This window comes from Rhizobium sp. CIAT894 (genome assembly GCF_000172795.2).
In the GTDB taxonomy this organism is placed as follows: Bacteria; Pseudomonadota; Alphaproteobacteria; order Rhizobiales; family Rhizobiaceae; genus Rhizobium.
Genome location: NZ_CP020947.1, coordinates 4,368,025 through 4,393,057, shown reverse-complemented (window position 1 = coordinate 4,393,057; position 25,033 = coordinate 4,368,025). Strand labels below are relative to the sequence as shown.

General features: G+C 61.2%; 22 protein-coding genes and 1 pseudogene. 14 read left to right on the top strand and 9 right to left on the bottom strand.

Translation table 11 applies throughout. The features are described from left to right. The first annotated feature begins 268 nt into the window (after positions 1–268). The 3 genes from pdxY to RHEC894_RS21530 all read left to right on the top strand — a co-directional run bounded on the left by pdxY (position 269) and on the right by RHEC894_RS21530 (position 3,568). Positions 269–1,144 (top strand): pyridoxal kinase PdxY, encoded by an 876-nt coding sequence (gene pdxY, locus RHEC894_RS21540; RefSeq protein WP_085738781.1) that lies wholly within the window; start codon positions 269–271, stop codon positions 1,142–1,144. A 72-nt stretch (positions 1,145–1,216) separates the two neighbouring features. Beyond that, on the top strand, positions 1,217–1,858 hold the full coding sequence (locus RHEC894_RS21535) for a carbonic anhydrase (RefSeq protein ID WP_085738780.1): 642 nt from the start codon (positions 1,217–1,219) through the stop codon (positions 1,856–1,858). A 96-nt stretch (positions 1,859–1,954) separates the two neighbouring features. Next, complete coding sequence (locus RHEC894_RS21530) at positions 1,955–3,568, top strand: GGDEF domain-containing protein (RefSeq protein WP_085738779.1); 1,614 nt, start codon at positions 1,955–1,957, stop codon at positions 3,566–3,568. Positions 3,569–3,619: 51 nt separating this feature from the next. On the opposite strand, the gene RHEC894_RS21525 is transcribed toward RHEC894_RS21530, so the two are convergent. The 3 genes and pseudogenes from RHEC894_RS21525 to RHEC894_RS33915 all read right to left on the bottom strand — a co-directional run. Beyond that, the gene (locus RHEC894_RS21525; protein WP_085738778.1) at positions 3,620–4,441 is read right to left on the bottom strand and encodes a lytic murein transglycosylase; all 822 of its coding nucleotides are present in this window, start codon (positions 4,439–4,441) and stop codon (positions 3,620–3,622) included. Positions 4,442–4,609: 168 nt separating this feature from the next. Continuing rightward, a complete protein-coding gene (locus RHEC894_RS21520; RefSeq protein WP_085738777.1) occupies positions 4,610–5,644 on the bottom strand; it encodes an aspartate-semialdehyde dehydrogenase in 1,035 nt (344 codons plus the stop codon). Positions 5,645–5,756: 112 nt separating this feature from the next. Then, a pseudogene (locus RHEC894_RS33915) lies at positions 5,757–5,966 on the bottom strand (hypothetical protein); the annotation flags it as partial. Between the two features lie 90 nt (positions 5,967–6,056). Between RHEC894_RS33915 and RHEC894_RS21515 the strand changes: the two are divergent. The 5 genes from RHEC894_RS21515 to RHEC894_RS21495 all read left to right on the top strand — a co-directional run bounded on the left by RHEC894_RS21515 (position 6,057) and on the right by RHEC894_RS21495 (position 12,413). After that, the gene (locus tag RHEC894_RS21515) at positions 6,057–7,811 is read left to right on the top strand and encodes an alkaline phosphatase (protein WP_085738776.1); all 1,755 of its coding nucleotides are present in this window, start codon (positions 6,057–6,059) and stop codon (positions 7,809–7,811) included. 99 nt (positions 7,812–7,910) lie between these two features. Beyond that, positions 7,911–8,372, top strand: a complete 462-nt coding sequence (locus RHEC894_RS21510; RefSeq protein WP_085738775.1) for a hypothetical protein — start codon at positions 7,911–7,913, stop codon at positions 8,370–8,372. Between the two features lie 6 nt (positions 8,373–8,378). Further along, positions 8,379–9,071, top strand: a complete 693-nt coding sequence (locus RHEC894_RS21505; RefSeq protein WP_085738774.1) for an ABC transporter ATP-binding protein — start codon at positions 8,379–8,381, stop codon at positions 9,069–9,071. Beyond that, on the top strand, positions 9,068–10,336 hold the full coding sequence (locus RHEC894_RS21500; RefSeq protein WP_085738773.1) for an ABC transporter permease: 1,269 nt from the start codon (positions 9,068–9,070) through the stop codon (positions 10,334–10,336). The genes RHEC894_RS21505 and RHEC894_RS21500 overlap by 4 nt, the downstream gene beginning before the upstream one ends. Positions 10,337–10,526: 190 nt before the next feature. Further along, positions 10,527–12,413, top strand: coding sequence for an MFS transporter (locus RHEC894_RS21495; protein WP_085738772.1), 1,887 nt, complete (start codon positions 10,527–10,529; stop codon positions 12,411–12,413). Between the two features lie 113 nt (positions 12,414–12,526). On the opposite strand, the gene lpxE is transcribed toward RHEC894_RS21495, so the two are convergent. Together lpxE and leuB are read right to left on the bottom strand one after the other, a co-directional pair. Then, positions 12,527–13,276 carry a phosphatase PAP2 family protein gene (gene lpxE / locus RHEC894_RS21490; protein ID WP_206427885.1) on the bottom strand — a complete coding sequence of 250 codons (750 nt, stop codon included), beginning with the start codon at positions 13,274–13,276 and terminating at the stop codon, positions 12,527–12,529. Positions 13,277–13,450: 174 nt separating this feature from the next. Beyond that, positions 13,451–14,563, bottom strand: coding sequence for a 3-isopropylmalate dehydrogenase (gene leuB / locus RHEC894_RS21485; protein WP_085738771.1), 1,113 nt, complete (start codon positions 14,561–14,563; stop codon positions 13,451–13,453). A gap of 168 nt (positions 14,564–14,731) precedes the next feature. Here leuB and RHEC894_RS21480 point away from each other — a divergent pair, with 168 nt between their 5' ends. After that, positions 14,732–15,664, top strand: a complete 933-nt coding sequence (locus tag RHEC894_RS21480) for a pyridoxal-phosphate dependent enzyme (protein WP_010068254.1) — start codon at positions 14,732–14,734, stop codon at positions 15,662–15,664. 60 nt (positions 15,665–15,724) lie between these two features. Here the strand turns inward: RHEC894_RS21480 and leuD are convergent, their stop codons facing one another. From leuD to RHEC894_RS21465, 3 genes are all read right to left on the bottom strand, one after another. Further along, positions 15,725–16,333 carry a 3-isopropylmalate dehydratase small subunit gene (leuD, locus tag RHEC894_RS21475; protein ID WP_085738770.1) on the bottom strand — a complete coding sequence of 203 codons (609 nt, stop codon included), beginning with the start codon at positions 16,331–16,333 and terminating at the stop codon, positions 15,725–15,727. Between the two features lie 134 nt (positions 16,334–16,467). Continuing rightward, positions 16,468–16,887 (bottom strand): glyoxalase/bleomycin resistance/extradiol dioxygenase family protein, encoded by a 420-nt coding sequence (locus RHEC894_RS21470; protein ID WP_085738769.1) that lies wholly within the window; start codon positions 16,885–16,887, stop codon positions 16,468–16,470. A gap of 110 nt (positions 16,888–16,997) precedes the next feature. Then, the gene (locus RHEC894_RS21465) at positions 16,998–17,231 is read right to left on the bottom strand and encodes a hypothetical protein (RefSeq protein ID WP_085738768.1); all 234 of its coding nucleotides are present in this window, start codon (positions 17,229–17,231) and stop codon (positions 16,998–17,000) included. Between the two features lie 140 nt (positions 17,232–17,371). On the opposite strand from RHEC894_RS21465, the gene RHEC894_RS21460 reads away from it, so the two are divergent. Further along, positions 17,372–18,277 (top strand): CoA ester lyase, encoded by a 906-nt coding sequence (locus RHEC894_RS21460; RefSeq protein WP_085738767.1) that lies wholly within the window; start codon positions 17,372–17,374, stop codon positions 18,275–18,277. Continuing rightward, the gene (locus RHEC894_RS21455) at positions 18,277–18,483 is read left to right on the top strand and encodes a DUF1737 domain-containing protein (RefSeq protein ID WP_009996762.1); all 207 of its coding nucleotides are present in this window, start codon (positions 18,277–18,279) and stop codon (positions 18,481–18,483) included. Before RHEC894_RS21460 ends, RHEC894_RS21455 begins: the two co-directional genes overlap by 1 nt. A gap of 22 nt (positions 18,484–18,505) precedes the next feature. On the opposite strand, the gene RHEC894_RS21450 is transcribed toward RHEC894_RS21455, so the two are convergent. After that, entirely contained in the window at positions 18,506–18,943 is a 438-nt protein-coding gene (locus tag RHEC894_RS21450) for a metallopeptidase family protein (RefSeq protein ID WP_085738766.1), read from the bottom strand. A gap of 161 nt (positions 18,944–19,104) precedes the next feature. Between RHEC894_RS21450 and RHEC894_RS21445 the strand changes: the two genes are divergently transcribed. The 3 genes from RHEC894_RS21445 to RHEC894_RS21435 are packed head-to-tail and all read left to right on the top strand — an operon-like array spanning position 19,105 to position 24,966. Then, on the top strand, positions 19,105–20,049 hold the full coding sequence (locus RHEC894_RS21445; protein ID WP_085738765.1) for a hypothetical protein: 945 nt from the start codon (positions 19,105–19,107) through the stop codon (positions 20,047–20,049). Then, positions 19,961–21,505, top strand: coding sequence for a DNA polymerase Y family protein (locus RHEC894_RS21440; RefSeq protein ID WP_281069165.1), 1,545 nt, complete (start codon positions 19,961–19,963; stop codon positions 21,503–21,505). The genes RHEC894_RS21445 and RHEC894_RS21440 overlap by 89 nt, the downstream gene beginning before the upstream one ends. Continuing rightward, positions 21,502–24,966 (top strand): error-prone DNA polymerase, encoded by a 3,465-nt coding sequence (locus RHEC894_RS21435; protein ID WP_085738764.1) that lies wholly within the window; start codon positions 21,502–21,504, stop codon positions 24,964–24,966. The genes RHEC894_RS21440 and RHEC894_RS21435 overlap by 4 nt, the downstream gene beginning before the upstream one ends. Positions 24,967–25,033: the final 67 nt, after the last annotated feature.

Below are 25,033 nucleotides of genomic sequence, written 5' to 3'. Positions count from 1 at the left end.
TCCTGCAATGGACTGATTTTCTGCAAGCTAGCAGAAGATTCCTCGAAAAAATCTCTAAAATGGAGGCCTGAAGGACCATTTTGATGCTTTTTTGACGCCGAAAATGGGAAATTCTTGGAGATTTTTCCGCTTTCCTGGCCAAATCGGATGAAAGCGCCCCTTTTTCGGTTTTTCATTTCGCCCCACATTTCCATGCCCACGTGAAGAATGGTTGACAGCGCGACGTCAAAAAGATCATCAACGCGATCATCATTCGGATCCTGGTATCATGTCGGAAAATGCAGCGGGCGCAGTCATCGTCATCTCCAGCCATGTGGTGCGCGGTTCGGTCGGAAACCGGGCGGCAGTCTTTGCGCTGGAGACGCTCGGCCATCCGGTCTGGGCCCTGCCGACCATCGTGCTGCCCTGGCATCCCGGCCACGGCCGCTCGACCCGGCTGACCTTCGCGGAAGCCGATTTCGACGCGGCGATCGACGATCTGATCCGCGCGCCCTGGATCGGCGAAGTCAAGGCGGTGCTTTCGGGTTATTTCGGCAATGCCGCCCAGGCTCGCTCCGTTGCCCGGCTGATCGCCGCGCTCAGGCAGAACAATCCCGAGCTGCTTTATGTCTGCGATCCCGTCATGGGCGATCTCGGTGGCCTCTATGTGCCGGAAGCGACAGCCGAGGCCATTCGCGATCATCTTATCCCGCTTGCTTCGCTGGCGACGCCGAACCGCTACGAACTCGCATGGCTTTCGGGGGCGGCGCTTGACGATAACAGTGCGATCATGGAGGCGGCGCTGGCACTCGGGCCATCGCGCATGCTCGTCACTTCGGCCGTGCCGATGATGGCCGGCGGTACCGGCAATCTCTATCTTTCCGGCCGGCATGCGCTGCTTGCCGAGCACCGGGTCGTTGAAAATCCGCCGAACGGTCTCGGCGACCTGCTTGCCGCGGTCTTCCTGTCGCGCCTGCTTTCCGGCCTGGAGGATGAAAAGGCGCTGCAGCTTGCCACGGCCAGCGTTTTCGAGGTGCTGGCGCGCGCCGTCAAGCGCGGCAGCAATGAGTTGATGCTGGCAAGCGATGCGTCCAGCCTTTCGACGCCGATGGCCATGGTGCAGATGCGCCGGCTCGTGCATCCGGTACAGCGGCGGAAAAAATAACGCATCGGCCGATGCACGCATTTTGCAGTGCAGCAGTTGATCTTATTCTCCGCGCGCGCTAATCCAGAAAGCATGCAGCGTTTTCCTACACCACTTCTGGACGGTTATCGCAACTTCATGAACGGGCGTTATGCCGACGCCCGCGACAGGTATCGGTTGCTTGCCGAAAACGGTCAGAGTCCGAGCACTTTGGTTATCGCCTGTTCGGACTCGCGTGCGGCACCCGAGCTGATCTTCGATGCCGGCCCGGGCGAGCTCTTCGTCATCCGCAACGTCGCCAACATGGTGCCGCCCTACGAGCCGGACGGCCATTTCCATTCGACCTCGGCGGCGCTCGAATTTGCGGTGCAGGCCCTGAAGGTCTCCGATATCGTCGTCATGGGTCATGGCCGTTGCGGCGGTATCCGCGCAGCACTCGATCCGAATGCCGAGCCGCTGTCGCCAGGCGATTTCATCGGCCGCTGGATGTCGCTGGTCAAGCCCGCCGCTGAGCAGATCCAGAGCAACGACGTGATGACGGCCGCCGAGCGGCAAACGGCGCTGGAGCGTGTGTCGATCCGCAATTCGATCAACAATCTCAGAAGCTTTCCCGACATCAAGGCGCTCGAGGAAGCGGGAAAAATGCATCTCCACGGCGCATGGTTCGATATTTCCACAGGCGAACTCTGGGTGATGGATGCTGAGACACGTGACTTCATTCGTCCCGAAATCTAAGGACGAACCGCTTTATCAGTTTTTTAAGAATTGTTGTTAAGCTGCCCGTGAATTGGTCGCGCACGACCGACGTTTTGATCACCGTGGCGATTGGCGATGAAGTTCGAGACCATCAAAAGGGTTATCCTGGCCGCGATCATGCTGCCTTTCGTCTTCATGCTCATTGAAGGCCTCATCGTCATACGGGCTTCGGTCCTGCAATACCGGCATCTCGAGAAAGACCGGCAGTTCGCCGACGTGCTTGCCCGCGGCGGGTCGATCGCCGCGACGGAGATCCTCAGTGAAATCGGCGCCACCCGCCACTATCTCGCGCGTCCCAACAGCAGCACGGCCATCGAGATGCAACGAAGCCGGGTGACGCTCGATCGCGAACGCCGGGCTTTCTATGCCAGCCTGCCCCCTCGCGACACGCTCGATGAAGGCCTCGTGGAAGAATTGTCGGTTCTCAGCCTAGCCTATAGCCGCATCGTTGCTGCGCGGAGCGCCGTCGACCAAGGCCGCTATTTCGGCAGCGATCCCGGTTCGATCTACTGGTATTCGGCTCTCAAGCAGCTTGCTGTCGTCGATGCGCTTTCACCGCTGATCAACGATCCGGTGTTGCTGGAGAAATCCAACCAGCTGATGGGCATCATGCTGACCTACTACGGTGAAAGGTTGATCACCGGCATCGGCACCCGCTACCTCGACCATGGCGTTTCCGCCCGGTTTCCGGTGGAACTGTTCGTGCAGGGCAAAGTCATGATCGGCGAGGGCATGGACCACATGGTCTTCCATTCTGCGGCGCCGATCGTGCGCGACATAGTCGCCTATCTCGGTCGCAGCGAGCAGGTGAAGGCGAATGCGATCACCGATGCCATCCTCGCCGGATCGCGGCCGACGCGCGCCGTGCGCGACGTCTGGGCCGCCGCGCAGAGCGAGCGCATGAGTTTCCTCCAGCAGAAAATGATCGAGGCCGCGCGAGATATTCACGAGACCGGTGAAAACTTTTCGACACGCTCGCATTTGCACCTGACGCGGATCCTGGCGCTGTGCGCCGGCCTGCTTATTCTCGCCACCCTGGTGATGGTGCTGGCGGCAAGGGGCCTGCGTCTGATCGACCGGCTGACGCGAGATCGGGAGGCGCTGGTCGGCGAATTGCGCAACGCCGCCCAGACCGATCTTCTGACCGGCCTTTACAACCGGCGCGGCTTCGAGGTCGCCGCATCGGCGCTTCTGACGCAGGCCGAGCACGGGTCGCGCTGGATCTCCGTCGTGCTCTTCGACCTCGATCATTTCAAGAAGATCAACGATGTCAACGGCCATGATGCCGGCGATGCCGTGCTCCGGCAGGTCGCGGGCGTCGCGCGTGAGAATTTCCGGTCCTTCGATCTCCTGGTGCGCCATGGCGGCGAGGAATTTCTGGCGCTTTTGCCGGATTCGACGCCCGACGATGCGGCAAGCGTTGCCGAGCGCGTGCGAATAGCGATCGAGGCGGCGGAAATCCCCTTGCCGAGCGGCGAGGTGCTCAAGGTGACGGCGAGTTTCGGATGTGCCGGCCGGGCCAATGAAGCCGCCAACCGGAACTTCGAGGATCTGGTCAAACGCGCCGATCTGGCGCTCTACGCTGCCAAGGCCTCCGGCCGCAACTGCGTCGTTTCGGGGGCGACCGTGCCGGCGCAGGAGGAGCGACGCAAGTCGGCATCCGGCAGCGGTTTTGATTCCCGCATATGAAAAACGCCGCATGTCGCAGCGGCGTTTTCGGGTATCGCTGTCGATGAAGGCCTATTTGCCGTCGATCTGCTGGCCGATATAGGCGATCGCCTGCTGATAGACACTGGCAGCGTTCCAGCCCTGGATGGCGACGAAATTCGGTTCTCCCGGCTGATAACCGGCGCCGGCGCGCCAGCCATGGCCCTTGAGGAAATTCGCGGTCGAGGCGAGCGCATCGGCGCGGGAGCCGACCATGTCGACGCGGCCGTCGCCGTCGCCGTCGGCGCCGAAGCGAACCACGTTGCGCGGCAGGAACTGCGTCTGGCCGATTTCACCATGGGCGGCACCCTTGGCCTGCGGGCTCAGATAACCCTCGGAGACCAGCTGGAGGGCGGCATAGAGCTGGTCGGTGAAATATTCCGAACGACGGCAGTCATAGGCAAGGGTCGAAACAGCCGACAGCGTATGCTGATTGCCCATATAGCTGCCAAAACCGGTCTCCATGCCCCAGATGGCGATCAGCGGGCCGGCCGGAACGCCGAACCGGCGTTCGATCGAGGCAAAAAGCGCCTGGTTGGCGGCCTTCATCGAACGGCCCCGGGAAATGACGGCGGCACCACCGCGCTTCTGCATGAAGGCGTCGAAAGAGAGCTTGAAGCTCTTCTGGCCACGGTCGGCAGCGATCGTCGGCTTATTGTAGTTGACATTGGCGAAAGCGCGGCTCAGCACCGATTGGCTGACGCCATTGGCCGCTGCCGTCTGCTTGAAATCGGCAACCCAGGCGTCGAAGCCGGCGCTGGTATTGCCACATTGCGGTCCTTGCGCGAACGCCGGTACCGCATGGAGGACGCCCATTGCCGCAGCGGCCGCCAGAAACAACTTTGTCATGCGCATTGAGAAACCCCGCTCTCGATCTGCATAGTTTTTAGGCGGGCAAGAGAATGCCAGCCACTTGCGATTTTGTCACGATCACCTTTTAGCGAGCGCTTATACAGTTGTATTCACTCTGAAAAGCCCTGCTCACCGAGCAGGGCTTTAACAGCTTATGGTTTACAAATGGTATCAGGCGGCCTGCTTGCGCGGCTTGACCAGGCCGCGATTGACGAGCAGCTCGGCGATCTGGATGGCGTTCAGTGCCGCGCCCTTGCGCAGGTTATCGGAGACCACCCACATGTTGAGACCGTTCTCGACAGTCGCGTCCTCGCGGATGCGCGAGATATAGGTCGCGTCCTCGCCGGCGGATTCATAGGGCGTGATGTAGCCGCCATTCTCGCGCTTGTCGATGACGAGGCAGCCGGGAGCGTCGCGCAGGATATCGCGAGCCTGGTCGGCGGTGATCTCGTTTTCGAACTCGATGTTGACCGATTCCGAATGGCCGATGAAGACGGGCACACGCACCGCCGTGCAGGTCACCTTGATCTTCGGATCGAGCATCTTCTTCGTCTCGGCCAGCACCTTCCATTCTTCCTTGGTGTAGCCGTCTTCCATGAAGCTATCGATGTGCGGGATGACGTTGAAGGCGATACGCTTGGTGAACTTCTTGTTCTCGATCGGATCGGCGACAAAAACGGCGCGCGTCTGGTTGAAGAGTTCGTCCATGCCGTCCTTGCCGGCGCCGGAGACCGACTGATAGGTCGAAACGACGACACGCTTGATCTTGGCGAAGTCGTGCAGCGGCTTCAGCGCCACCACCAGCTGGGCGGTCGAGCAATTCGGATTGGCGATGATGTTGCGCTTGGTGAACTGGCTGATGGCATCCGGGTTCACTTCCGGTACGATCAGCGGCACGTCGGCGTCGTAACGCCAGGCCGAGGAATTGTCGATGACGACGCAGCCCTGCTGGCCGATCTTCGGCGAGAACTTCTTGGAAACCTCGCCGCCGGCCGACATCAGGCAAATATCGGTATCGGAGAAATCGTAATTCTCCAGATTGGAGACCTTCAGCGTCCGGTCACCAAAGGAAACCTCGGTGCCCTGCGAACGCGAGGAGGCGAGCGCCACGACCTCATCGGCGGGGAAGCCGCGTTCGGAGAGGATGTTGAGCATCTCCCGGCCGACATTTCCGGTGGCTCCTGCAATTGCTACTTTGAAACCCATTTCTCAAGCTCTCTTTCTCTTCTCTCCTCTTGTCCGGTGAGGGGGAAAGGCGCGACGGATCGCGTCTTCCTGTCCCCAGCCGAGCCGGGGAGAGAGCGGCAGGCCAGAGACGTCAGACGGTTTTCGTCGTCGTTTTGGCCTTGGTTTTGGCAGAAACCGGAACGGCAATGTCCACCCCGGCAACCTGTGCCCGGTCATTGCATGCAGCAATGGCGTGTTCGTCGCGAACCATGGATATTCCTTTTCCGCTGTTGCTCTTAGAAGGTTTTCCACAGGAGTCAAGGTTTTTGCGCTCGGAGCCGGAAGGCGAAAGCGGCGGCCGCCATGCTGCGACATTTTGTCATGCCGCTGTCATCCCAGGAAGGTATCCCGGCCCGGTTGTCAATGTCTGCAACGAAAACGGAGGTTTTCCATGCGTACGCTTCTCGCCGCCTTTGCGGCCACCACCATCCTTGCGGGCGCCGCTCAGGCGACGACGGTCTATCCGCTCGATCGCGCGACGATTCTTGCCGGTTCGCCGTTCGATTTCAAGGTTGAGCTCAACAAGCAGGTCAAGCCCGAAGACGTGAAGATCACCGTCAACGGCCAGGACTACAAGACCGTCCTCGGTGGCGAGGCGCAGTTCATCGAGCTCGAAAAAGGCAAGGATGACAAGGCTCTCGGCTCCGCTCTGCTGCTGCGCGGCCTGAAGATCTCCGCTCCGGGCGACTACAAGATCGAAGTCGCCGCCGGCGACGAAACGAAGTCCGTCACCTGGAACGTTTACGAAACCGCTGCGCAGCCGAAGGCCAAGAACATCATCTTCCTGCTTGGTGACGGTCTTTCCGTCGCCCATCGCACCGCCGCCCGCATCATGTCCAAGGGCATGATCGAGGGCAAGGCGAACGGCCGTCTGAACATGGACGACCTCGACCGCATGGCTTTCATCGGCACGTCGGCAACGAATGCCGTTGCCACGGACTCGGCCAACACCATGTCGGCCTACATGACGGGCCACAAGACGGCCGTCAACGCGATCGGCGTTTACGCGGACCGCACGCCGGCCTCGCTCGACGATCCGCGCGTCGAAACTTTCGCGGAAGCCGTTCGCCGCACGACCAAGAAGTCGATCGGCATCGTTGTGACGGCTGAAGTCGAGGACGCAACGCCGGCTGCGGTCGTTGCCCATACCCGCAACCGCGGCGACAAGGCCGAAGTCGTCGGCATGCTGCTTGACGTCAAGCCGGAAGTGCTGCTCGGCGGTGGCTCGGCCTATTTCCTCGGCAAGGAAGTCGCCGGTTCCAAGCGCAAGGACAATCAGGATTACATCAAGCTGTTCCAGGATGCCGGCTACAAGCTTGCGACCGACAAGAACGAGCTCGCCGCCAATGCATCGGCTGAAGGCAATCTCCTCGGCCTGTTTCACACCGGCAATATGGACGTGACGCTCGACCGCGAATTCCTGAAAAAGGGCACGGTTGACAAGTTCCCGAACCAGCCGGGTCTCGTCGACATGACCAAGGTTGCGCTCGACCGCCTCTCCAAGAATCCGGAAGGTTTCTTCCTGATGGTCGAAGGTTCCTCGATAGACAAGATGTCGCATCCGCTCGATTGGGATCGCGCCGTCGTCGAGACCATCGAATTCGACCAGGCGATCGGCGTCGCCCGCGAATTCCAGAAGGCCCATCCCGATACGCTGATCGTCGTCACCGGCGACCATACGCATGGCGTATCGATCATCGGCACCGTCGATGACGAGAAGCCGGGCACGGAAATGCGCGAAAAGGTCGGCACCTATGCCGAAGCCGGCTTCCCGAACTACAAGGACGAAAACGGCGACGGTTATCCCGATAAGATCGACGTCAGCCGCCGCCTGTTCCTGAGCGCCAACAACGGCCCCGATCACTACGAGACCTTCCGTCCGAAGCTCGATGGTCCGTTCGTTCCGGCCGTCCAGAACGAAAAGAAGGAATATGTCGCCAACGAGCAGTATAAGGATGTTCCCGGCGCCGTCTTCGTTCAGGGCAATCTTCCGAAGAGCAGCGAGAGCGGCGTCCATGCGGTCGACGATGTCGTCCTGCAGTCGGCCGGCCCGGGCGCTGAGGGCTTCCATGGCTACCTCGAGCAGAGCGATGTCTACCGCGTGCTCGCCGACGCCTTCGCTCTCGGCGCCAAGCAGACCAACTGATCGGAAGCCGATCCTGCAGGGCCGCTTGCCGGCCTTGCCTCTTTCATCGATCATGATCCCGGCTGTTCGGCGGCCGGGATCTACTTCTTGGAGGTCGCCATGGAAACAGTTTCTTCGTTGCATTTCAGCCGCCGCCGGCTGATCGGCGCCGCCATCGCGCTTCCCTTCTCGGCTTCCCTCGTTCGCGCCGCCGATCCATCGCTTTCCTTCGACGAACTCTACGGCAAGTTCGGCGTGCTCGGCCTCGAATTCTCCGACAAAGTGAAGCAGCTCGCCGGCCAGGACATCAGCATGAAGGGCTTCATGGCGCCACCGCTGAAGGCCGAAGCGCAGTTTTTCGTGCTCACAGAAGTGCCGATGTCGCTCTGCCCCTTCTGCTCCTCGGATGCGGATTGGCCGGATAATATCGTCGTCGTCTATCTCGGGGAAAAGCAGACCTTCGTGCAGCCGCGCCAGACGATCGAAGTGCGCGGCACGCTGGAATATGGTTCCTGGACGGATCCGGAAACCGGCTTCGTCAGCCTGCTGCGCATCCGCCAGGCCGAATATTCCGCCGTCTGAACCGATATGCTCGCGCTCGATATCGAAAACCTTGCCGTCACCTTCCCGGGCCTTTCCTCGCCGGCGCTGGCAATCACTAGCCTGTCGATCGAGGCCGGCAGCAGGGTCGCCATCACCGGCGCGTCCGGCTCCGGCAAGAGCACCTTCGTCAACATCATTGCCGGCTTGGAGCGGACACGCCAGGGCCGCATCCGCTGGAACGGCGATGATATCGCCAGTTTTTCCGAAAGCCGGCGCGACCGGTTCCGCGCCGCCAATATCGGCCTGGTCATGCAGGAGTTCCACCTCTTCCCGGGCCTATCGGCACTGGAAAACGTGCTTCTGCCGGCGCGGCTTTCCAGGGCCGCCACGGCTGACGTCATCGAGCGGGCGCATGCGCTTTTGAGCACCGTCGGTCTTTCCCGTCCCGGTCAGAAGATCGAAACCATGTCGCGCGGCGAGATGCAGCGCGTGGCGATCGGCCGGGCGCTGCTGCGCAAGCCCGGCGTCATCATCGCCGACGAACCGACGGCGAGCCTCGATGCCGAAAGCGGCGAGGCTGTCGGCGATCTTATCCTCGATCTTGCCATTGCCGAAGGCAGTACGCTGATCGTCGTTTCACACGATCAGCGCCTGGCAAGCCGGCTCGATCGGCGCATCACCTTTGGCTCGGGCCGGATCAGCGACGATTCCGTGGCAAGGGCGGGAGAAGCTGCATGATCCGCTTCATCCTTTCCGATCTTCGCCGCCTCTGGGCGGGGTCGCTGGTGGTGGTGCTGCTGGTGGCGCTTGCGACGGCGCTCGGTGTGTCCGTCGTGCTGCAGGAGCGGGCGCTTCGTCTCGGCAGCGCCCGCGCCGCCGACAAGTTCGATCTCGTTATCGGCGCCGGTGGCAGCGAGACGCAGCTCGTGCTCTCCTCCGTCTTCCTGCAGCCCTCGCCTTTACCGCTGATACCGGGCGAGGTGCTGGCCAGGCTTGCTGCCGATTCCCGCGTCGACTGGGCTGCGCCGATCGGCTTCGGCGACTCTTTCTCCGGCTATCCGATCGTCGGCACGACGGTAAGGTTGGCGGAGAAGCTGTCCGGCGGCTTTGCCGAGGGCAAGGTTTTCGCCCGCGAGGGAGAGGCGGTGATCGGCTCGGCCGTCAAGCTGCCGCTTGGCAGCGAGATCAAGCCGATGCACGGTCTGCCGGAAGAAGGCGGCGAGACCCATACCGAACTGGTCTATCATGTCGCCGGCCGCCTGCGGCCGACCGGGACGGCTTGGGACCGGGCCATTCTCGTGCCGATTCAGGCCGTCTGGCATATTCATGGTCTTGGGGAGGAGGAGCATGAGGAGGCTGGCCACGATCATGAACCGGCGGGCGCCGATCACGATGCGCATGAGCATCACGAGCATCACGGCGAAATCGACCCCGGTGCTGCGATCAACGAGACCTGGAGCGCGGACGTGCCCGGCCTTCCCGCCATCCTCGTCAAGCCGAAGACGATTGCCGATGCCTACAAGCTGCGGCAGGACTATCGCAGCGGCAATACCGTCGCCGTCTTCCCCGGCGAGGTGCTGACCAATCTCTACGCCACGCTCGGCGACGCCAAGCAGATCCTCGTCGCGGTCGCTTCCGGCGCGCAGGCTCTCGTCGCAGCCTCGCTGGTGTTGGTCACGGTCATCCATATCGGTCAGCGCCGCCGCCAGATCGGGGCATTGAGGGCCTTCGGCGCCCCACGACGTGCGATCTTCAGCATCGTCTGGTTGGAATTCTTCGCGCTCGTGTCAGTTGGGATCGCGCTCGGATTCGGGCTTGGATTTGCCGCGGCGCTGGGCTTGTCCGGCATGTTCTCGCAAACGAGCGGCATCGCCATGCCCGTCGGCTTTGCTCGCGAAGATGGCGGACTTGCAGGGGTGCTGCTCGCCTTTGCCGCACTGCTCGCCGCGCTGCCGGCGGTGCTCGCCTACCGGCAATCGCCGGCGCAGGCGCTGAGGGCGTGAATCGAGCCTGCAGACGACTTCGCTGCCCGCCAAAGCGGGCTGCCATTAGACTAAAGTCATAATCCCAAAGCCTCTCTCTTTGCGGGCCATGTTTTCTGGCACACTCTCGTCAGGCGTGTCGCGGCCGGGGATTTGCTTTGAGGAGAGAGTAGGTCGCGCGCGTTGCTCATCACTCTGTGGAGGACAGACAATGGCAAATGTCGCAAGCATCGACGGCGCGAAGGCCCGTCCGATGACGGGCGAAGAGAAGAAGGTCATCTTCGCCTCTTCGCTCGGCACCGTTTTCGAATGGTACGATTTCTATCTTTACGGTTCGCTCGCCACCTATATCGGCGCGACCTATTTCACCCAATATCCTGAGGCGACGCGCAACATCTTCACGCTGCTCGCCTTTGCCGCCGGCTTCCTGGTGCGCCCCTTCGGCGCCTTGGTGTTCGGCCGTCTCGGCGATCTCGTCGGCCGCAAATACACCTTCCTGATAACGATCCTGATCATGGGTTTCTCGACCTTCCTGGTCGGTATCCTGCCGGGTGCCGCCACCATCGGCATTGCAGCGCCGATCATCCTGATCGGTCTTCGCCTGCTCCAGGGCCTGGCGCTCGGCGGCGAATATGGCGGTGCGGCAACCTATGTCGCCGAACATGCGCCGAACGGGCGCCGCGGCTATTTCACCTCATGGATCCAGACGACGGCGACGCTCGGCCTGTTCCTGTCGTTGATCGTCATCATCGTGGTTCAGTCTCTTATGGGTCCGGTTCAATTCGCCGCGTGGGGCTGGCGCATTCCGTTCCTGGTCTCGGTCGTCCTGCTCGGTATTTCCGTCTGGATCCGTCTGAAGATGAACGAATCGCCTGCGTTCCAGCGCATGAAGGCGGAAGGCAAGGGCTCCAAGGCGCCGCTGACCGAAGCCTTCGGGCAATGGAAGAACGCCAAGATCGCGCTCATTGCGCTTCTCGGCGCCACCATGGGCCAGGCGGTCGTCTGGTACGGCGGCCAGTTCTATGCGCTGTTCTTCCTGCAGAACGTGCTGAAGGTGGATCTTTTCTCGGCCAATGTCATGGTCGCTATCGCGCTCTTCCTCGGCACGCCATTCTTCGTCATCTTCGGTGGTCTTTCCGACAAGATCGGCCGCAAGCCGATCATCATGGCGGGCCTTCTCATCGCGGCGGTGACTTATAATCCGCTGTTCAAGGCGATGACCTGGACGGCGAACCCGGCGCTCGCCGAAGCTCAGGCCTCGATCCGCGCGACGGTGACGGCGGATCCCTCGGATTGCAAATTCCAGTTCAACCCGACGGGCACGTCGAAATTTACCAGCTCCTGCGACGTGGCGACCGCCTTCCTGACCAAGAACTCGGTGCCTTACGACGTCGTGCCCGGCACCGCCGGACAGCCGGCAACGGTGAAGGTCGGAAACGAGACGATCCCGAGCTTCGACGTCGTCGCCGCCGGCGACAAGGCCAAGGGCATGACCGCCGCCTTCGAAAAGGGCGTCAACATCGCTCTCCATGATGCCGGCTATCCGCTGAAGCGCGGCGCCGCCAAGGTTCCGGATGCCAAACTCGATGCCTTCATCGCCGCCAACCCGGAACTGGCGCTCAATGCCGAAGCCGTGCGCGCCGGCGAGAAGGAAACCATGCCGGCCGCCAAGCTGGTCGAAGGCAAGCTGCTGACGGCGGATGAGGCCAATGGCGTCACCGATATGGCGGTTTACAACATCGCCAATGGTGGCAGCTTCGCCATGGTGGCCGATCCCGCTCGCGTCAACTGGGTCGGCACGATCGCGATCCTGTTCGTCCTCGTCCTCTATGTGACGATGGTCTATGGCCCGATCGCCGCACTTCTGGTCGAGCTCTTCCCGACCCGGATCCGCTATACCGGCATGTCGCTGCCCTATCACATCGGCAACGGCTGGTTCGGCGGCCTGCTGCCGGCAACTGCCTTCGCGATGAGCGCCGCCGCCGGCGATATCTATTACGGTCTCTGGTATCCGATCGTCTTTGCAGCGATCACGCTGGTGATCGGCCTGATCTTCCTGCCGGAAACGAAGAACAGGGATATCCACGTCATGGATTGAGCGGTGGTTAAGCCGCGTTCCGCTTGAAAAAAGGCCCGGCGCTCAATAGAGCGCCGGGCGTCCTTTCGGACGCGCAAAGGACGCTCTACATTTTTGAATCTACGCACGATGCGCTAGGCGCCGGGTTTTTTCGTGTCGGAGAAGAAACGCTTGGCGATCGGCCAGCCATCCGGTGCCGGTGTGAAGAGCAGGCCGCAGCGAGCAAAAATGATCGCCGTCAGCAGCGAGAACCAGCCGCCCAAGGCAAGACCGGCGATGACGTCGCTCGGATAATGGGCGCCGACCATGACACGGGTCATGCCGAGCCAGATGGCACAGACGACGAAGACGACCCGGTAGCGCGGAAACAGCAGAGCAAAGGCGGCGAAGAAGGCGCCGACCGTGGTGGAATGGCCGGACGGGAAACTTTCGAAAGCGGCATGGCCTGAAAAGGGCGTGAAGGAAAACATGCCGTAGTCGTGAAAATGATCGGGACGCGCCCTGCCGATTGCCCGCTTCAGCAGGTTGGCGAGAAGCCCGGAGAAGACCACCGTGGCAAAGAGATAGGCGCCGATCCAGCTGACATAGAGGGCCTGTGCCTTGGAGCGCGCCGTCTTCACGAGCTTGTAGCCCGCCCGGCCCTGAAAAAACAGCAGGATGCTGGTGTAGATCAGCCAGGCGGAATCGCCGAAACCGGTCATCATCTCGCCGAGGTGTTTCACCAGTGCAGGACGTTCGCTGGCGCCGATCGGCGCATCGAACAGCAGCATGGAGAGGATGACGGCATTGAGCGTGATGAAAAGACAGGCCTGCCAACGCAAAGGCGGCATGACAGCGCCGTTCCGGCGCCAGCGCTTGTCCAGGGAAGCCCAAAATGCCCGCATTCCGTCGTCCGTTCGAATTTGCCGGGTTGAAATTCGGCGCAAAAATACACGAGATTGTGGCCGAGAATAGTCCGTTTCGGATAATTCGACCGACCCCGTTCAGGCTTCTCGGCTTTCACGAAAAAGCCCTCCGCATGGTCATGCGAAGGGCTGAACTGTTTCACGTGAAATATATCAGGCGGAAAGCGCCTTGAACTCGGCGAGGATCGCATCGCCCATTTCGACGGTGCCGACCTGCTTGCAGCCATCGGCCATGATGTCGCCGGTACGGATGCCCTTGTCGAGCACGTTGGCGATCGCCTTTTCCAGGTCGTCGGCTTCCTTCACCAGGTGGAAGGAGTAACGCAGGCACATGGCGAAGGAGGCGATCATGGCGATCGGATTGGCGATGCCCTTGCCGGCAATGTCGGGGGCCGAGCCATGCACCGGCTCATAGAGCGCCTTGCGCTTGCCTGTCTTGCCGTCGGGCGCACCGAGCGAGGCCGAGGGCAGCATGCCGAGCGAACCGGTCAGCATGGCGGCGACGTCGGAGAGCATGTCGCCGAACAGGTTGTCGGTGACGATGACGTCGAACTGCTTGGGCTGGCGCACCAGCTGCATGCCGCCGGCGTCAGCCAGCATATGCTCGAGCTGGACGTCGGAATATTTGGCCTTGTGCGTCTCGGTGACCACCTGGTTCCAGAGCACGCCCGACTTCATGACGTTGCGCTTTTCCATGGAGCAGACGCGGTTCTGTCGGGTGCGGGCCATTTCGAAGGCGACGCCGGCGATACGCTCGATCTCGTAGGTATCGTAGACCTGCGTGTCGATGCCGCGCTTCTGGCCGTTGCCGAGATCGATGATCTCCTTCGGCTCGCCGAAATAAACGCCGCCGGTCAGCTCGCGGATGATCAGGATATCGAGGCCTTCGACCAGGTCCGGCTTCAGCGACGAGGCCGCGGCAAGGGCGGGATAGCAGATGGCGGGGCGCAGGTTGGCGAAAAGCTGCAGATCCTTGCGCAGGCGAAGCAGGCCGGCTTCCGGGCGTACGTCGTAGGGCACGCTATCCCATTTCGGGCCGCCGACGGCGCCGAAGAGAACGGCATCGGCAGCAAGCGCCTTCTGCATGTCGGCTTCCGAGATCGCCGCGCCATGCGCATCATAGGCGGAGCCGCCGACAAGGCCTTCGTCGGTGACGAAACCGGCATTCATCGCCTCGTTCATATAGGCGATGATCTTGCGGACCTCGCCCATGGCCTCGGGACCGATGCCGTCACCCGGCAGCAGGAAAAGATTGCGCGCTGTCATGAAACCCTCCTGGGAAAAACAAGTTGCGGTTTCTTAGACCCCGGAAATGGGCATTTCAAGCGAGAGAAGCAGTGAATCGGTACGCTTCATTCCCGGTCGCGATGGTTGCTCCCTTACCCGCAAACGGAATAGAACAACTGTTATAGCTTCATTTTCCGGATCTTTCTCATGTCCTCAGCGCCTCTCCATCTCGATACGCCTTTGTTTCGGACATCCCCTGGCTACAGTGCCAGCGGCAAGCCGCTCTGGCTGAAGCTCGATGCGCTGCAGCCTTCCGGCAGCTTCAAACTGCGCGGCGTCGGCAGGCTTTGCCAGCACGAAGTGGAACATGGCGCGCGCGAGATCTTCTGCGCTTCCGGCGGCAATGCCGGCATTGCGGCTGCTTATGCAGGCCGGGCGCTCGGTGTTCCGGTCACGATCGTCGTGCCGGAGACGACGGCGGCCGATGTCCGGCAGACGATCGCCGCAACGGGCGCGAATGTCCTGGTCCATGGATCGGTTTTCGATGAAGCCAATGCCCATGCGGTCGAACTCGCGAGGAGCCGCAAGGCGACCTATGTGCACCCCTTCGATCATCCGCTGCTGTGGGACGGCCATGCGACGCTGATCGATGAGGTGGTGGCGAAGGGTGCGGCATTCGATTGCGTCGTCACCAGCGTCGGCGGCGGCGGGCTGCTTGCCGGTATCGTCGAGGGGCTGAAACGGAACGGGCTTGCCGACGTGCCCGTCATTGCCGTCGAAACCGAAGGCGCGGCCTCGCTGAATGCCAGCCTCCGGGCGAACGAGCGCATCACGCTGCCCGCCATCACCTCGATTGCCACTTCGCTCGGCGCGCGGCAGGTGGCGCAGCATGTCTTCGACCTGCCGAAACAGCATCCGATCGAAAGCGTTGTCGTCAGCGACGCCGATGCGGTGGCTGCCTGCCTGAAATTTGCCGATGCGCATCGCATCCTGGTCGAGCCGGCCTGCGGGGCGGCCCTTGCCGTTGCCGATGTGCATGCCGGGCTGCTTCAGCGCTTTAACAATCCGCTGATCGAAGTCTGCGGCGGCATCGGCGTGTCGCTCGAAAAGCTGAGGCTTTGGAAAGAGAAGTTTCTCTGACCGAGATCAAAGAAAAAGCCAGGCGAAGCCCGGCTTGATCGATAAACAATGCGGGAGGCCTCAGGCCGCCCAAGGGTGCGAAGCGGCGTTCTTCTTTTCGAAGCTGTCGATCGCCTTGCCCTTTTCCAGCGTCAGGCCGATATCGTCGAGGCCGTTCAGCAGGCAGTGACGCTTGAACTCATCGAGATCGAACTTGATCGAGCCGCCATCGGGACCGGTGATTTCGAGGTTTTCGAGATCGACCGTCAGGATGGCGTTGGAGCCGCGCGAGGCGTCGTCCATCAGCTTGTCGAGGTCTTCCTGGCTGACCTTGATCGGCAGGATGCCGTTCTTGAAGCAGTTGTTGTAGAAAATATCGGCGAAGCTGGTGGAGATCACGCAGCGGATGCCGAAATCGAGCAGTGCCCACGGAGCATGCTCACGCGAGGAACCGCAGCCGAAATTGTCGCCGGCAACCAGGATCTTGGCATCGCGATAGGCCGGCTTGTTCAGCACGAAATCCGGATTTTCGGAGCCGTCTTCATTGTAGCGGGCTTCGGCGAAAAGGCCGGTACCGAGACCGGTGCGCTTGATGGTCTTCAGATAGTCCTTCGGAATGATCATGTCGGTGTCGATGTTGACGACCGGCAGGGGCGCCGCAACGCCCGTGAGCTTCACGAATTTATCCATGACCCATGCTCCATTTCAGCAAATGTACTTTCCTGAATGTGCATCTAGTCCAGTTTTTCGACGAAATGAAGGAGAATCTTTCTAAAGTGGCGGCCACGCGACGTTTGGCGCGGCCCGCCATTGTGCGTGTTTGGTTATTTGGTCGGTGCGTTCAGGCCCCAGAGCACGCCGAACGGGTCGCGAAGCTGGCCGTAACGGTCGCCCCAGAACATCAGTTCGACCGGCATGACGACTTCGGCGCCGGCAGCGACGGCGCGGTCCCACCAGAAATCGATATCGTCGATGACAAGCTGGATGGCGAAGCCTTCATGGCCTTTGAAGGGATGGCCGTATTCGGGATAGGCATCCGACAGCATGAGCGAGCTGCCGTTGATGTAGAGATGTACATGCATCGTCCGGCCGCTCTCGTCGACCGGCACGATATAAGCCTGTTCGGCGCCGAAGGCTTTCTTGTAGAATTCGGCGGCTTTGACCGCGCCGCCGACGGTCAGATAGGGCAGCAGGCCATTCTTGACCGGCGGCATCTTGGTCTGATTGCTCTCCGTCGCATTCATGCTCGTCCTCCATGGGTTTTGAACTGCCGGCGGAATGCCTGGCTGCCTCAAGGACGTAGCATGGGAGCATGAGCCGACAATGTCGGTTGGAATTTTCGCCGAAAAAGTGATCAGAGATCGATGATCGTGCCGCGGCCGTCATTCCAGATGCGCATTTCGCGCTGGCCATTGTTTGCCTTGGCGCGCACCGGAACAGGCTTCATCTTCATCGAAAGGGCGCGACCGACCATGAGCACGGTCAGGATGCCGCCGACGGCGAGCGTCACCGAAAAGGTGAGAAGCAGCATGGCCACGAAAACCGTGGCGCCGGCAAGCATGAGGAAGATGGAGCGAATGTTCTGCATGGGTTCGAGGCCTTTCTTCAGAAAGGAATGTGGTCCTTCCTTTTCCTCTCTGCAAGACAAGCATGGCTTTTTGTTGTTCTGCGGGTCGTTCAGGGGCTGGCTGCTTGCTTCGGCTTTGAAAGCTTGCCACTAATTCGGTCATGAGCCGAAACCCTGCGACCCGCTCCACCCGCCTGCGCCGTTCGGTGCTGAGCGTTCCCGCCATCAATCCGCGGGCGCTGGAAAAGACTCATGCGATCGATTGCGATGCGGTGATCTTCGATCTCGAGGATTCCGTGGCGCCGGAAATGAAAGGGCAAGCGCGGGAAAACCTGAGGCGCTTCTTTTCGGACCGGCCGCTCGAAAACAAGGAACGGATCATCCGCATCAACAGCCTGTCATCGAATTTCGGCCTGGCGGATATGGAACTGGTGACGGCGCTTGGTCCCGATGCCGTGCTGCTGCCGAAGGTCGACGAGCCGCAGGATGTCACTGATATCAGCGACTTTCTCTCCGAGGCGGATGCACCGGACGATCTGCGCATCTGGGCGATGATCGAGACGCCGCGCGGCATCCTGAATGCGGCAGCGATCGCTGAGGCCGGGCGCACGCCGGGCTCGCGGCTCGATTGCCTCGTCGTCGGGCTCAACGACCTGCGCAAGGAAACGGGTGTGGCGGTGCAGCCAGGGCGGGACTATCTCGTGCCGTGGCTGATGCAGGTCGTGCTCGCGGTCAGCGCTTACGGGCTCGATGCAATCGACAGCGTCTTCAACGATTTCAAGGACGAGCAGGGTTTCAATGCGGAATGCCGGCAGGGCCGGGCCATGGGTTTTGCCGGCAAGATGCTGATCCACCCGGCGCAGATCGAGCCCGCCAACCGGCATTTCGGGCCGAGCGTGGAGGAGATTGCGGAAGCGGAGGCGATCATCGCTGCTTTTGCCGATCCGGCTTCCTACGGGCTGAACGTCATCAATTCAGGCGGGCGGATGATCGAGCGGTTGCATCTTGTCCAGGCCGAAGCTCTGGTTCATAAAGCTCGCCTGATTTCTGCAAGAAAGCCCGCCTGATGAAACTCTACCGCTTCCTGACCGGTCCCGACGATGCTTCCTTCTGCCATAAGGTCACCGCCGCCCTCAACAAGGGCTGGTCGCTGGAGGGCTCGCCGACCTATGCCTTCAATGCCGCAACCGGTGCGATGCAGTGCGGCCAGGCCGTGGTCAAGACTGTCGAAGGCAAGGATTACGATCCGGAGATGAAGCTCTCCGAGCAATAGCGCTCTGCCGAACGCATGGGTTTCAGCGCTCGACGGCCTCCTCGGCGCTGGCCTCGATCCGTTCCATGTCATCGTCGCTCAGCCCGAAATGGTGGCCGATCTCGTGGATCAGGACATGGGTGATGATATCGCCGAGCGTCTCGTCGTTTTCTGCCCAGTAATCGAGAATGGGGCGGCGGTAGAGGCGGATGCGGTTGGGCATCTCGCCGGTTTCCACGGTGAAACGTTCGGAAATGCCCCTGCCCTCGAAAAGACCGAGCAGATCGAAAGGGGTTTCGAGCGCCATGTCCTCGAAAACGTCGTCATCGGGGAAGTCTTCGATCTCGATCGTGAGGTTGGTGGTCAGCTGGCGGAATTCATCCGGCAGATGGCTGTAGGCCTCCATGGCCAGCGACTCGAAGGTGCTGATCGTCGGCGCATGGCGGTCCCGCCAATCATCGCTCTGGTCTATGCGGGCCATGAATATTCCTTCCTTTGCGGGCCCATATAGAACCTTTATCGCCGATTTTCGAGTGCGGAATCAAAGGCAGGAATAAATTCATAAAAAATGGCCGTTGACTCTTCATTAGCTCTCTGGAATCTATAAGAACATAACAGGAACAAGACGGATTGGAGAACGCCATGGCGCAGCACGCCCTGGCGCGCGAGCGGCTTTTTGCGCTCCGCGAAACCATCGCCCGACTGGAGGGGAAGCCCGCGCCGGCGCTTGCGGCAGCAGAGCGGGAAGCCTTGGCGGAAGGAGGCAAGACGCCGCAGAGAGCCATTCTGCCGCCCCTGGCGTTTGGGGTGGAATGTCTTGACGAGGCGCTGGAAGGCGGTCTGCCGCTCGATGCAATCACCGAATTCCGCTCCGCTCTGTCTCGTGACGCAGGTGCGGCAAGCGGGCTGGCGATGGCCGTCGCCGCGCGGCTGCAGAAACAGGAAGCGGATGCCGGCAGGTTTCTGCCGTTGCTCTGGATCGGCGATGCTGTCGGCACACTGGAGGCAGGTCGTCCTTATGTTCCCGGGTTTCGGGATTTCGGACTGAGCCCGGAGCGGTTTCTCCATGCCGCACCACGCAAGCTGGACGAGGCGCTCTGGCTGGCGGAGGCGGCGGTCGAAAGCGCTGCTTTCTCCGCCGTCATCTTCGAAGTGCGCGGCAATCCCGCTCATTTCGGCCTGACCGAAAGCCGCAGGCTCAGTCTTCGGGCGCATGCTGCCCGCCGTCCGCTCTTTCTTGTCCGCCAGGCCGGTGCGGAGGAGGCAAGCAGTGCGGCTTTCCGCCTGCATGTCGAACCGGCTCCATCCGGTCTGCGGCCGTTGCCGGATGGATCGAAGCTTTCCGGCAGCATCGGCAATCCGATTTTCCGTCTCACGCTGGAGAAGAGCCGCAATCCGGCCCCGCTCTCCTTTCTTCTGGAGTGGAACCCCCATGAACGCCAATTTCTCCCGGTCGCAGAACCAAACCTCGTTCGTCCTCCAGGCGAACAGTCAGCGCATTCTGGCGCTCAGCTTCCCGCATCTGCCAACGGACCGCATCGCCCGCCGGCGATGGGGGCTCTCCTGGCGTTCGAAAGGGCGTCCTGAGACCCCGCCCATCGTCTGTTCCGGCAAGCTCAACAATGCCGTGCGGCTGACGGCCCTGGACGAGCTGGCCGAGGGGCTGGGGCTGAAGAAGGAGCAGGGCGTTGCCGAAGCGCGTGCGATGTACCCGACGCTCGAGGTGGCGGAAGAGGATCCGGCCGCGGACCGCCGGTTGCTGGAGGCAATTGCCGACTGGTGCGACCGTTATACGCCGCTGGTGGCGTTCGACGGTAAGGATGGTCTGTTTCTCGACATTAGCGGTTGCGCCCATCTCTTCGGCGGTGAAAAGGCGATCCTCAAAGATGTGTTGTCACGACTTTTTTATATGGGCTTCGATGCGCGGGGGGCGATCTCATCGTCGCCAGGCCTTTCCTGGGCCGTGTCGCGCTTCGGGCAAGGCGGCGTGATCGAAGACGAGGAGACGGAGCATGTGCTGGTGTCCCTGCCGGTTGCAGCCTTGCGGCTGGAAGGACAAACCGTCGATGCGCTGAAGAAGCTCGGTCTGAAATATGTCGGCGACGTCATCGGTGCGCCGCGAGCGCCACTGACCCGCCGGTTCGGCCCGGGACTGCTTCTGCGTCTCGACCAGGCGCTGGGACGTGAAGAGGAGCCGGTCTCGCCCCGGCGCCCGGTTGCCAGTCTCTCGGCCGAAAGCCGCCTGATCGAGCCCATCGGGACGGAAGAACAGATCCTTGCCGTCACCCGGCAGGTCGCCCTGTCGCTGCAGCCGTCGCTGGAGGCGCGAGGGGTGGGCGGGCGAATGTTCGAACTGGTTCTGTTTCGCGTCGACGGCAGGGTCTTTCGTATCAGCGTCGGCGCTTCGCAGCCGCTTCGCGAGCCAAAATTCATCGCCGGGCTTTTTTCCGAGCGATTGCAGGCGGTCTATGACGATCTCGATGCCGGCTATGGTTTCGAAATCCTGCGGCTGAATGTGTTGCGGCATGATCCCTTCAACGAAGCGCAGGCTGATTTCGAGGGTGACCGCCAGGGGGAGATTTCGCTTTCGGCCTTCGTCGATCGGGTCTCGGCCCGGCTGGGTGCGGATTGCCTGCAAAGCTTCCAGCTTCGCGAGAGCCATGTGCCGGAACGCGCCGTCATCACGGTGCCTGTGATGGATAGTTCTCCCGGGCGGAAGGCGGTTGGGGATATCCGACTTCCTTTCCGCGAAGAGCGTCCGCTACGGCTCTTTGCAGCGCCGGAGCCGGTCGAGATCATGCTTGCCGAGGTGCCCGATGGTCCGCCGCAGGTTTTCCGCTGGCGGCGCATGCAGCATCAGGTGGCAAGAAGCGAAGGCCCGGAACGGATTGCCATCGAATGGTGGATCGACGGGGATGACGCCGAGGCGCGTGACTATTTCCGCATCGAGGACGAGACCGGGCATCGCTTCTGGATCTATCGTCGCGGTTTTTATGGCGGGGAATTCGACCCTCGCTGGTTCATGCATGGGGTATTTGCATGAAGAGCGAACCCGCATTCTTCGAGATCGGCGCGAGAACGAATTTTTCGTTTCTCGAAGGCGCTTCCAGCCCGGAAGAGATGGTCGTGCAGGCCGCCCATCTCAGGCTCGGCGGTCTTGGGATTGCCGACCGGAATTCGGTTGCCGGGGTGGTCAGGGCGCATGCGCAGGCGCTGCAGCTCGAGGAGAGATACAGGAACAGGGATGCGATCATGGCCCAGGCGGAGAGGGAGGGGAAAAAGGAAAAGATTGTCGATCCCATCCGGATTCAGCCGGGCGCCCGTCTGGTTTTTTCCGATGATACGCCTGATATCCTCGCCTACCCCCGCAACCGGCGTGGCTGGGCAAATCTTTGCCGCCTCCTCAGCGCCGGCAATCTGAAGGAGGAAGCGGTCAAGGGAGACTGCATTCTCACGGAAGCGGAACTCATGGAATGGGGAGACGAGATGATGCTTGCCCTCGTTCCCGATCGCACCCTTGTCGAGAGCAAAGCCGGGCAGTCGGCACTGGAGAATTATCTGGAGCGGTTTCGCAGACGGTTCGGCAAGGCTTTTTATATGGCGCTGGCGCCAGCCTATGACGGCCGCGACAGGCAGGTCTTTGCGGTGCTTGCCATGCTTGCGGCACGAAACCGCCTGCCGCTGATTGCGACCAACCAGCCGCTTTACCATCATCCCGAGCGCCGGCCGCTTTCGGATGTCGTGATCGCGATCCGGGAGCATGTGGAGATAGCGCAAGCCGGATTCCTGCTGGCGCCGAATGCCGAACGCTATCTCAAGGATTCACGTGAAATGGCCCGGATCTTCCGGGACTATCCGGCTGCGATCGAAAATACCCGGGCTTTCTTCGGCAAGCTGAGCTTTTCGCTGACGGAGCTGGAGCATAATTATCCGCCTGAAAACGATCCCGGCGAAACGCCGCAGGAGACCTTGGAAAGGCTGACGAGAACAGGAGCTGCAAAACGCTATCCGCAGGGTATTCCGGACAAGGTGGCAAAGCAGATCGATTATGAGCTGAAACTCATTGGCGAGAAGAAGTATGCCTCCTACTTCCTGACGGTTCACAGGATCATCCGGCACGCCCGTTATGAGCTCAAGGTCTTGTGCCAGGGGCGCGGATCGGCAGCAAATTCGGTTATCTGCTATTGCCTCGAAATAACGGAGGTCGATCCGCAAAAGAGCACGCTGCTCTTCGACCGCTTCATTTCGATGGATCGCGACGAACCGCCTGACATCGATGTCGATTTCGAACATGACCGGCGTGAAGAGGTCATCCAGTACATTTATAAAACCTACACAAGAGAGCATGCCGGCCTGACGGCTGGTGTGACCACCTATCGCACCCGTTCGGCCGGTCGCGAAGTCGCCAAGGCCTTCGGGCTGTCGGAGGATGTCCAGTCGGCGATCAGCAGTCTCGTCTGGGGCTGGTCGGAGGACAATCTCTCGGAACGGGATGCCAAGGCGGCCGGCCTCGATATCAAGGATCCCGTGACACGCAACGTGCTGAAATATGCCTCCGAGCTTCTCGGTTTCCCACGCCACCTCACCCAGCATGTCGGCGGCTTCGTCATCACGCGGGACCGGCTCGATGAAGTGGTGCCGATCATGAAGACGGCAATGCCGGATCGCTACATGATCGAATGGGACAAGGACGATCTCGACAACGTCAAGATTCTCAAGGTGGATGTGCTGGCGCTCGGCATGCTGACCTGCCTGCGGAAGGGCTTTTCGCTGCTTGAACTGCATTACGAGGTGAAGAAGACGCTCGCAGACCTCGGCAACAGGGAGCATGGGGACGAAGGCAAACCGGTTTACGCGATGATGGGCCGGGCCGATACGCTTGGTGTCTTCCAGATCGAGAGCCGGGCGCAGATGAGCATGCTGCCGCGTCTCAAGCCGACGGTGTTCTACGACCTCGTCATCGAGGTGGCGATCGTCCGGCCGGGGCCGATCCAGGGCGATATGGTGCATCCCTACCTGAAGCGCCGGGAGCAGCGGGCGAGGAATATTCCGATCGAATATCCGAGCAAGGAGCTGGAAGCGGTTCTGGAAAGAACCCTCGGCGTGCCGCTGTTCCAGGAACAGGCGATGCAGATCGCCATCACAGCCGCCGGCTTCAAACCGGCGGAAGCCGACAAGCTTCGCAGAGCGATGGCGACATTCAAGAGAACCGGTACGATCGGCAATTTCGAGAAGCGGTTCATCGAGGGAATGGCCTCGAAGGGTTATACCGAGGAATTCGCGCGGCAGTGTTTCAACCAGATCAAAGGCTTCGGCGAATATGGTTTCCCGGAAAGCCATGCGGCCTCCTTTGCGCTGCTCGTCTATGCCTCCTCATGGCTCAAGGCCTATTATCCCGACGTCTTCTGCGCGGCGATGCTGAATTCCCAGCCGATGGGGTTTTATGCGCCGGCGCAGCTGGTGCGGGATGCGCGCGAACACGGGGTCAAGATCCTGCCGGTCGACATCAACGAATCCGACTGGGATTGCGATCTGGAAGCGGCCGCTTTCGATTCGGATGCCGTCGATTTCCGCCACCGTGAGATGCGCGAGATTATCAAGGCCCGGCATGCGGTGCGGCTCGGTTTTAGACAGATCAAAGGCGTCTCGGATAAAGAGATGGAGCTGCTCGTCAAAAATCGGGGCAAAGGGTACGGTTCCGTTCGGGATCTCTGGCTGCGGTCCGGCCTGCAGAAATCCGTCATCGAGCGACTGGCGGATGCGGATGCGTTCCAATCCCTTGGATTGTCACGGCGCGACGCGCTCTGGGCGGTGCGGGCGCTGGATGTGAAGAGCGCGGCCGAGGAGTTGCCACTTTTCGAGCAGGCCCGTCATGTCGATCTCCAGGCTGAGCCTGCAACCAAGCTGCCGGAAATGCTGCCGGGAGAGCAGGTCATCGAGGACTATCGTTATCTCTCGCTGTCGCTAAAGGCGCATCCCGTCTCATTCCTGCGGGAGGAGCTGCAAAGAATGGGCATCACCCGCAATGTCGATCTGTTGAAGGTGGCGAACGGAAAGAGGGTGACGATTGCGGGTCTCGTGCTGGTGCGCCAGCGGCCGGGTTCGGCCAAGGGTGTGATCTTCATGACGCTGGAGGACGAGACCGGCGTTGCCAATGCGATCGTCTGGAACAAGATATTCGACACATACCGTTCGGTTGTGATGGGCGCCCGGCTGGTGAAAATCCGCGGCCGGCTGCAAAGCCAGAGCGGGGTGATCCATACCGTCGTCGAACATATCGAGGACATGACGCCGGCGCTCGGGATCCTGCAACGCGAGGCCCGGCGTTTCGGCGTTTGCGAGCGGGCAGACGAGGTGCTGAGGCTGGGTGGCGATCAGCGGCAGAAAAAGCTTGCGCAGGCGCAGGAGAGGGCGGAGCTGGAAAAACGGTTGATCGCCACGGGTGGCAATTCCGGCGCAGCGGAAACCGCCGAGGTGATGCCGCGCGGACGCAACTTCCATTAAAATACGCTGCACGGATCTGAACCGCGCGGCAGACCTCCACCGGCTTCAGGGCGCCATCATCCTGGAA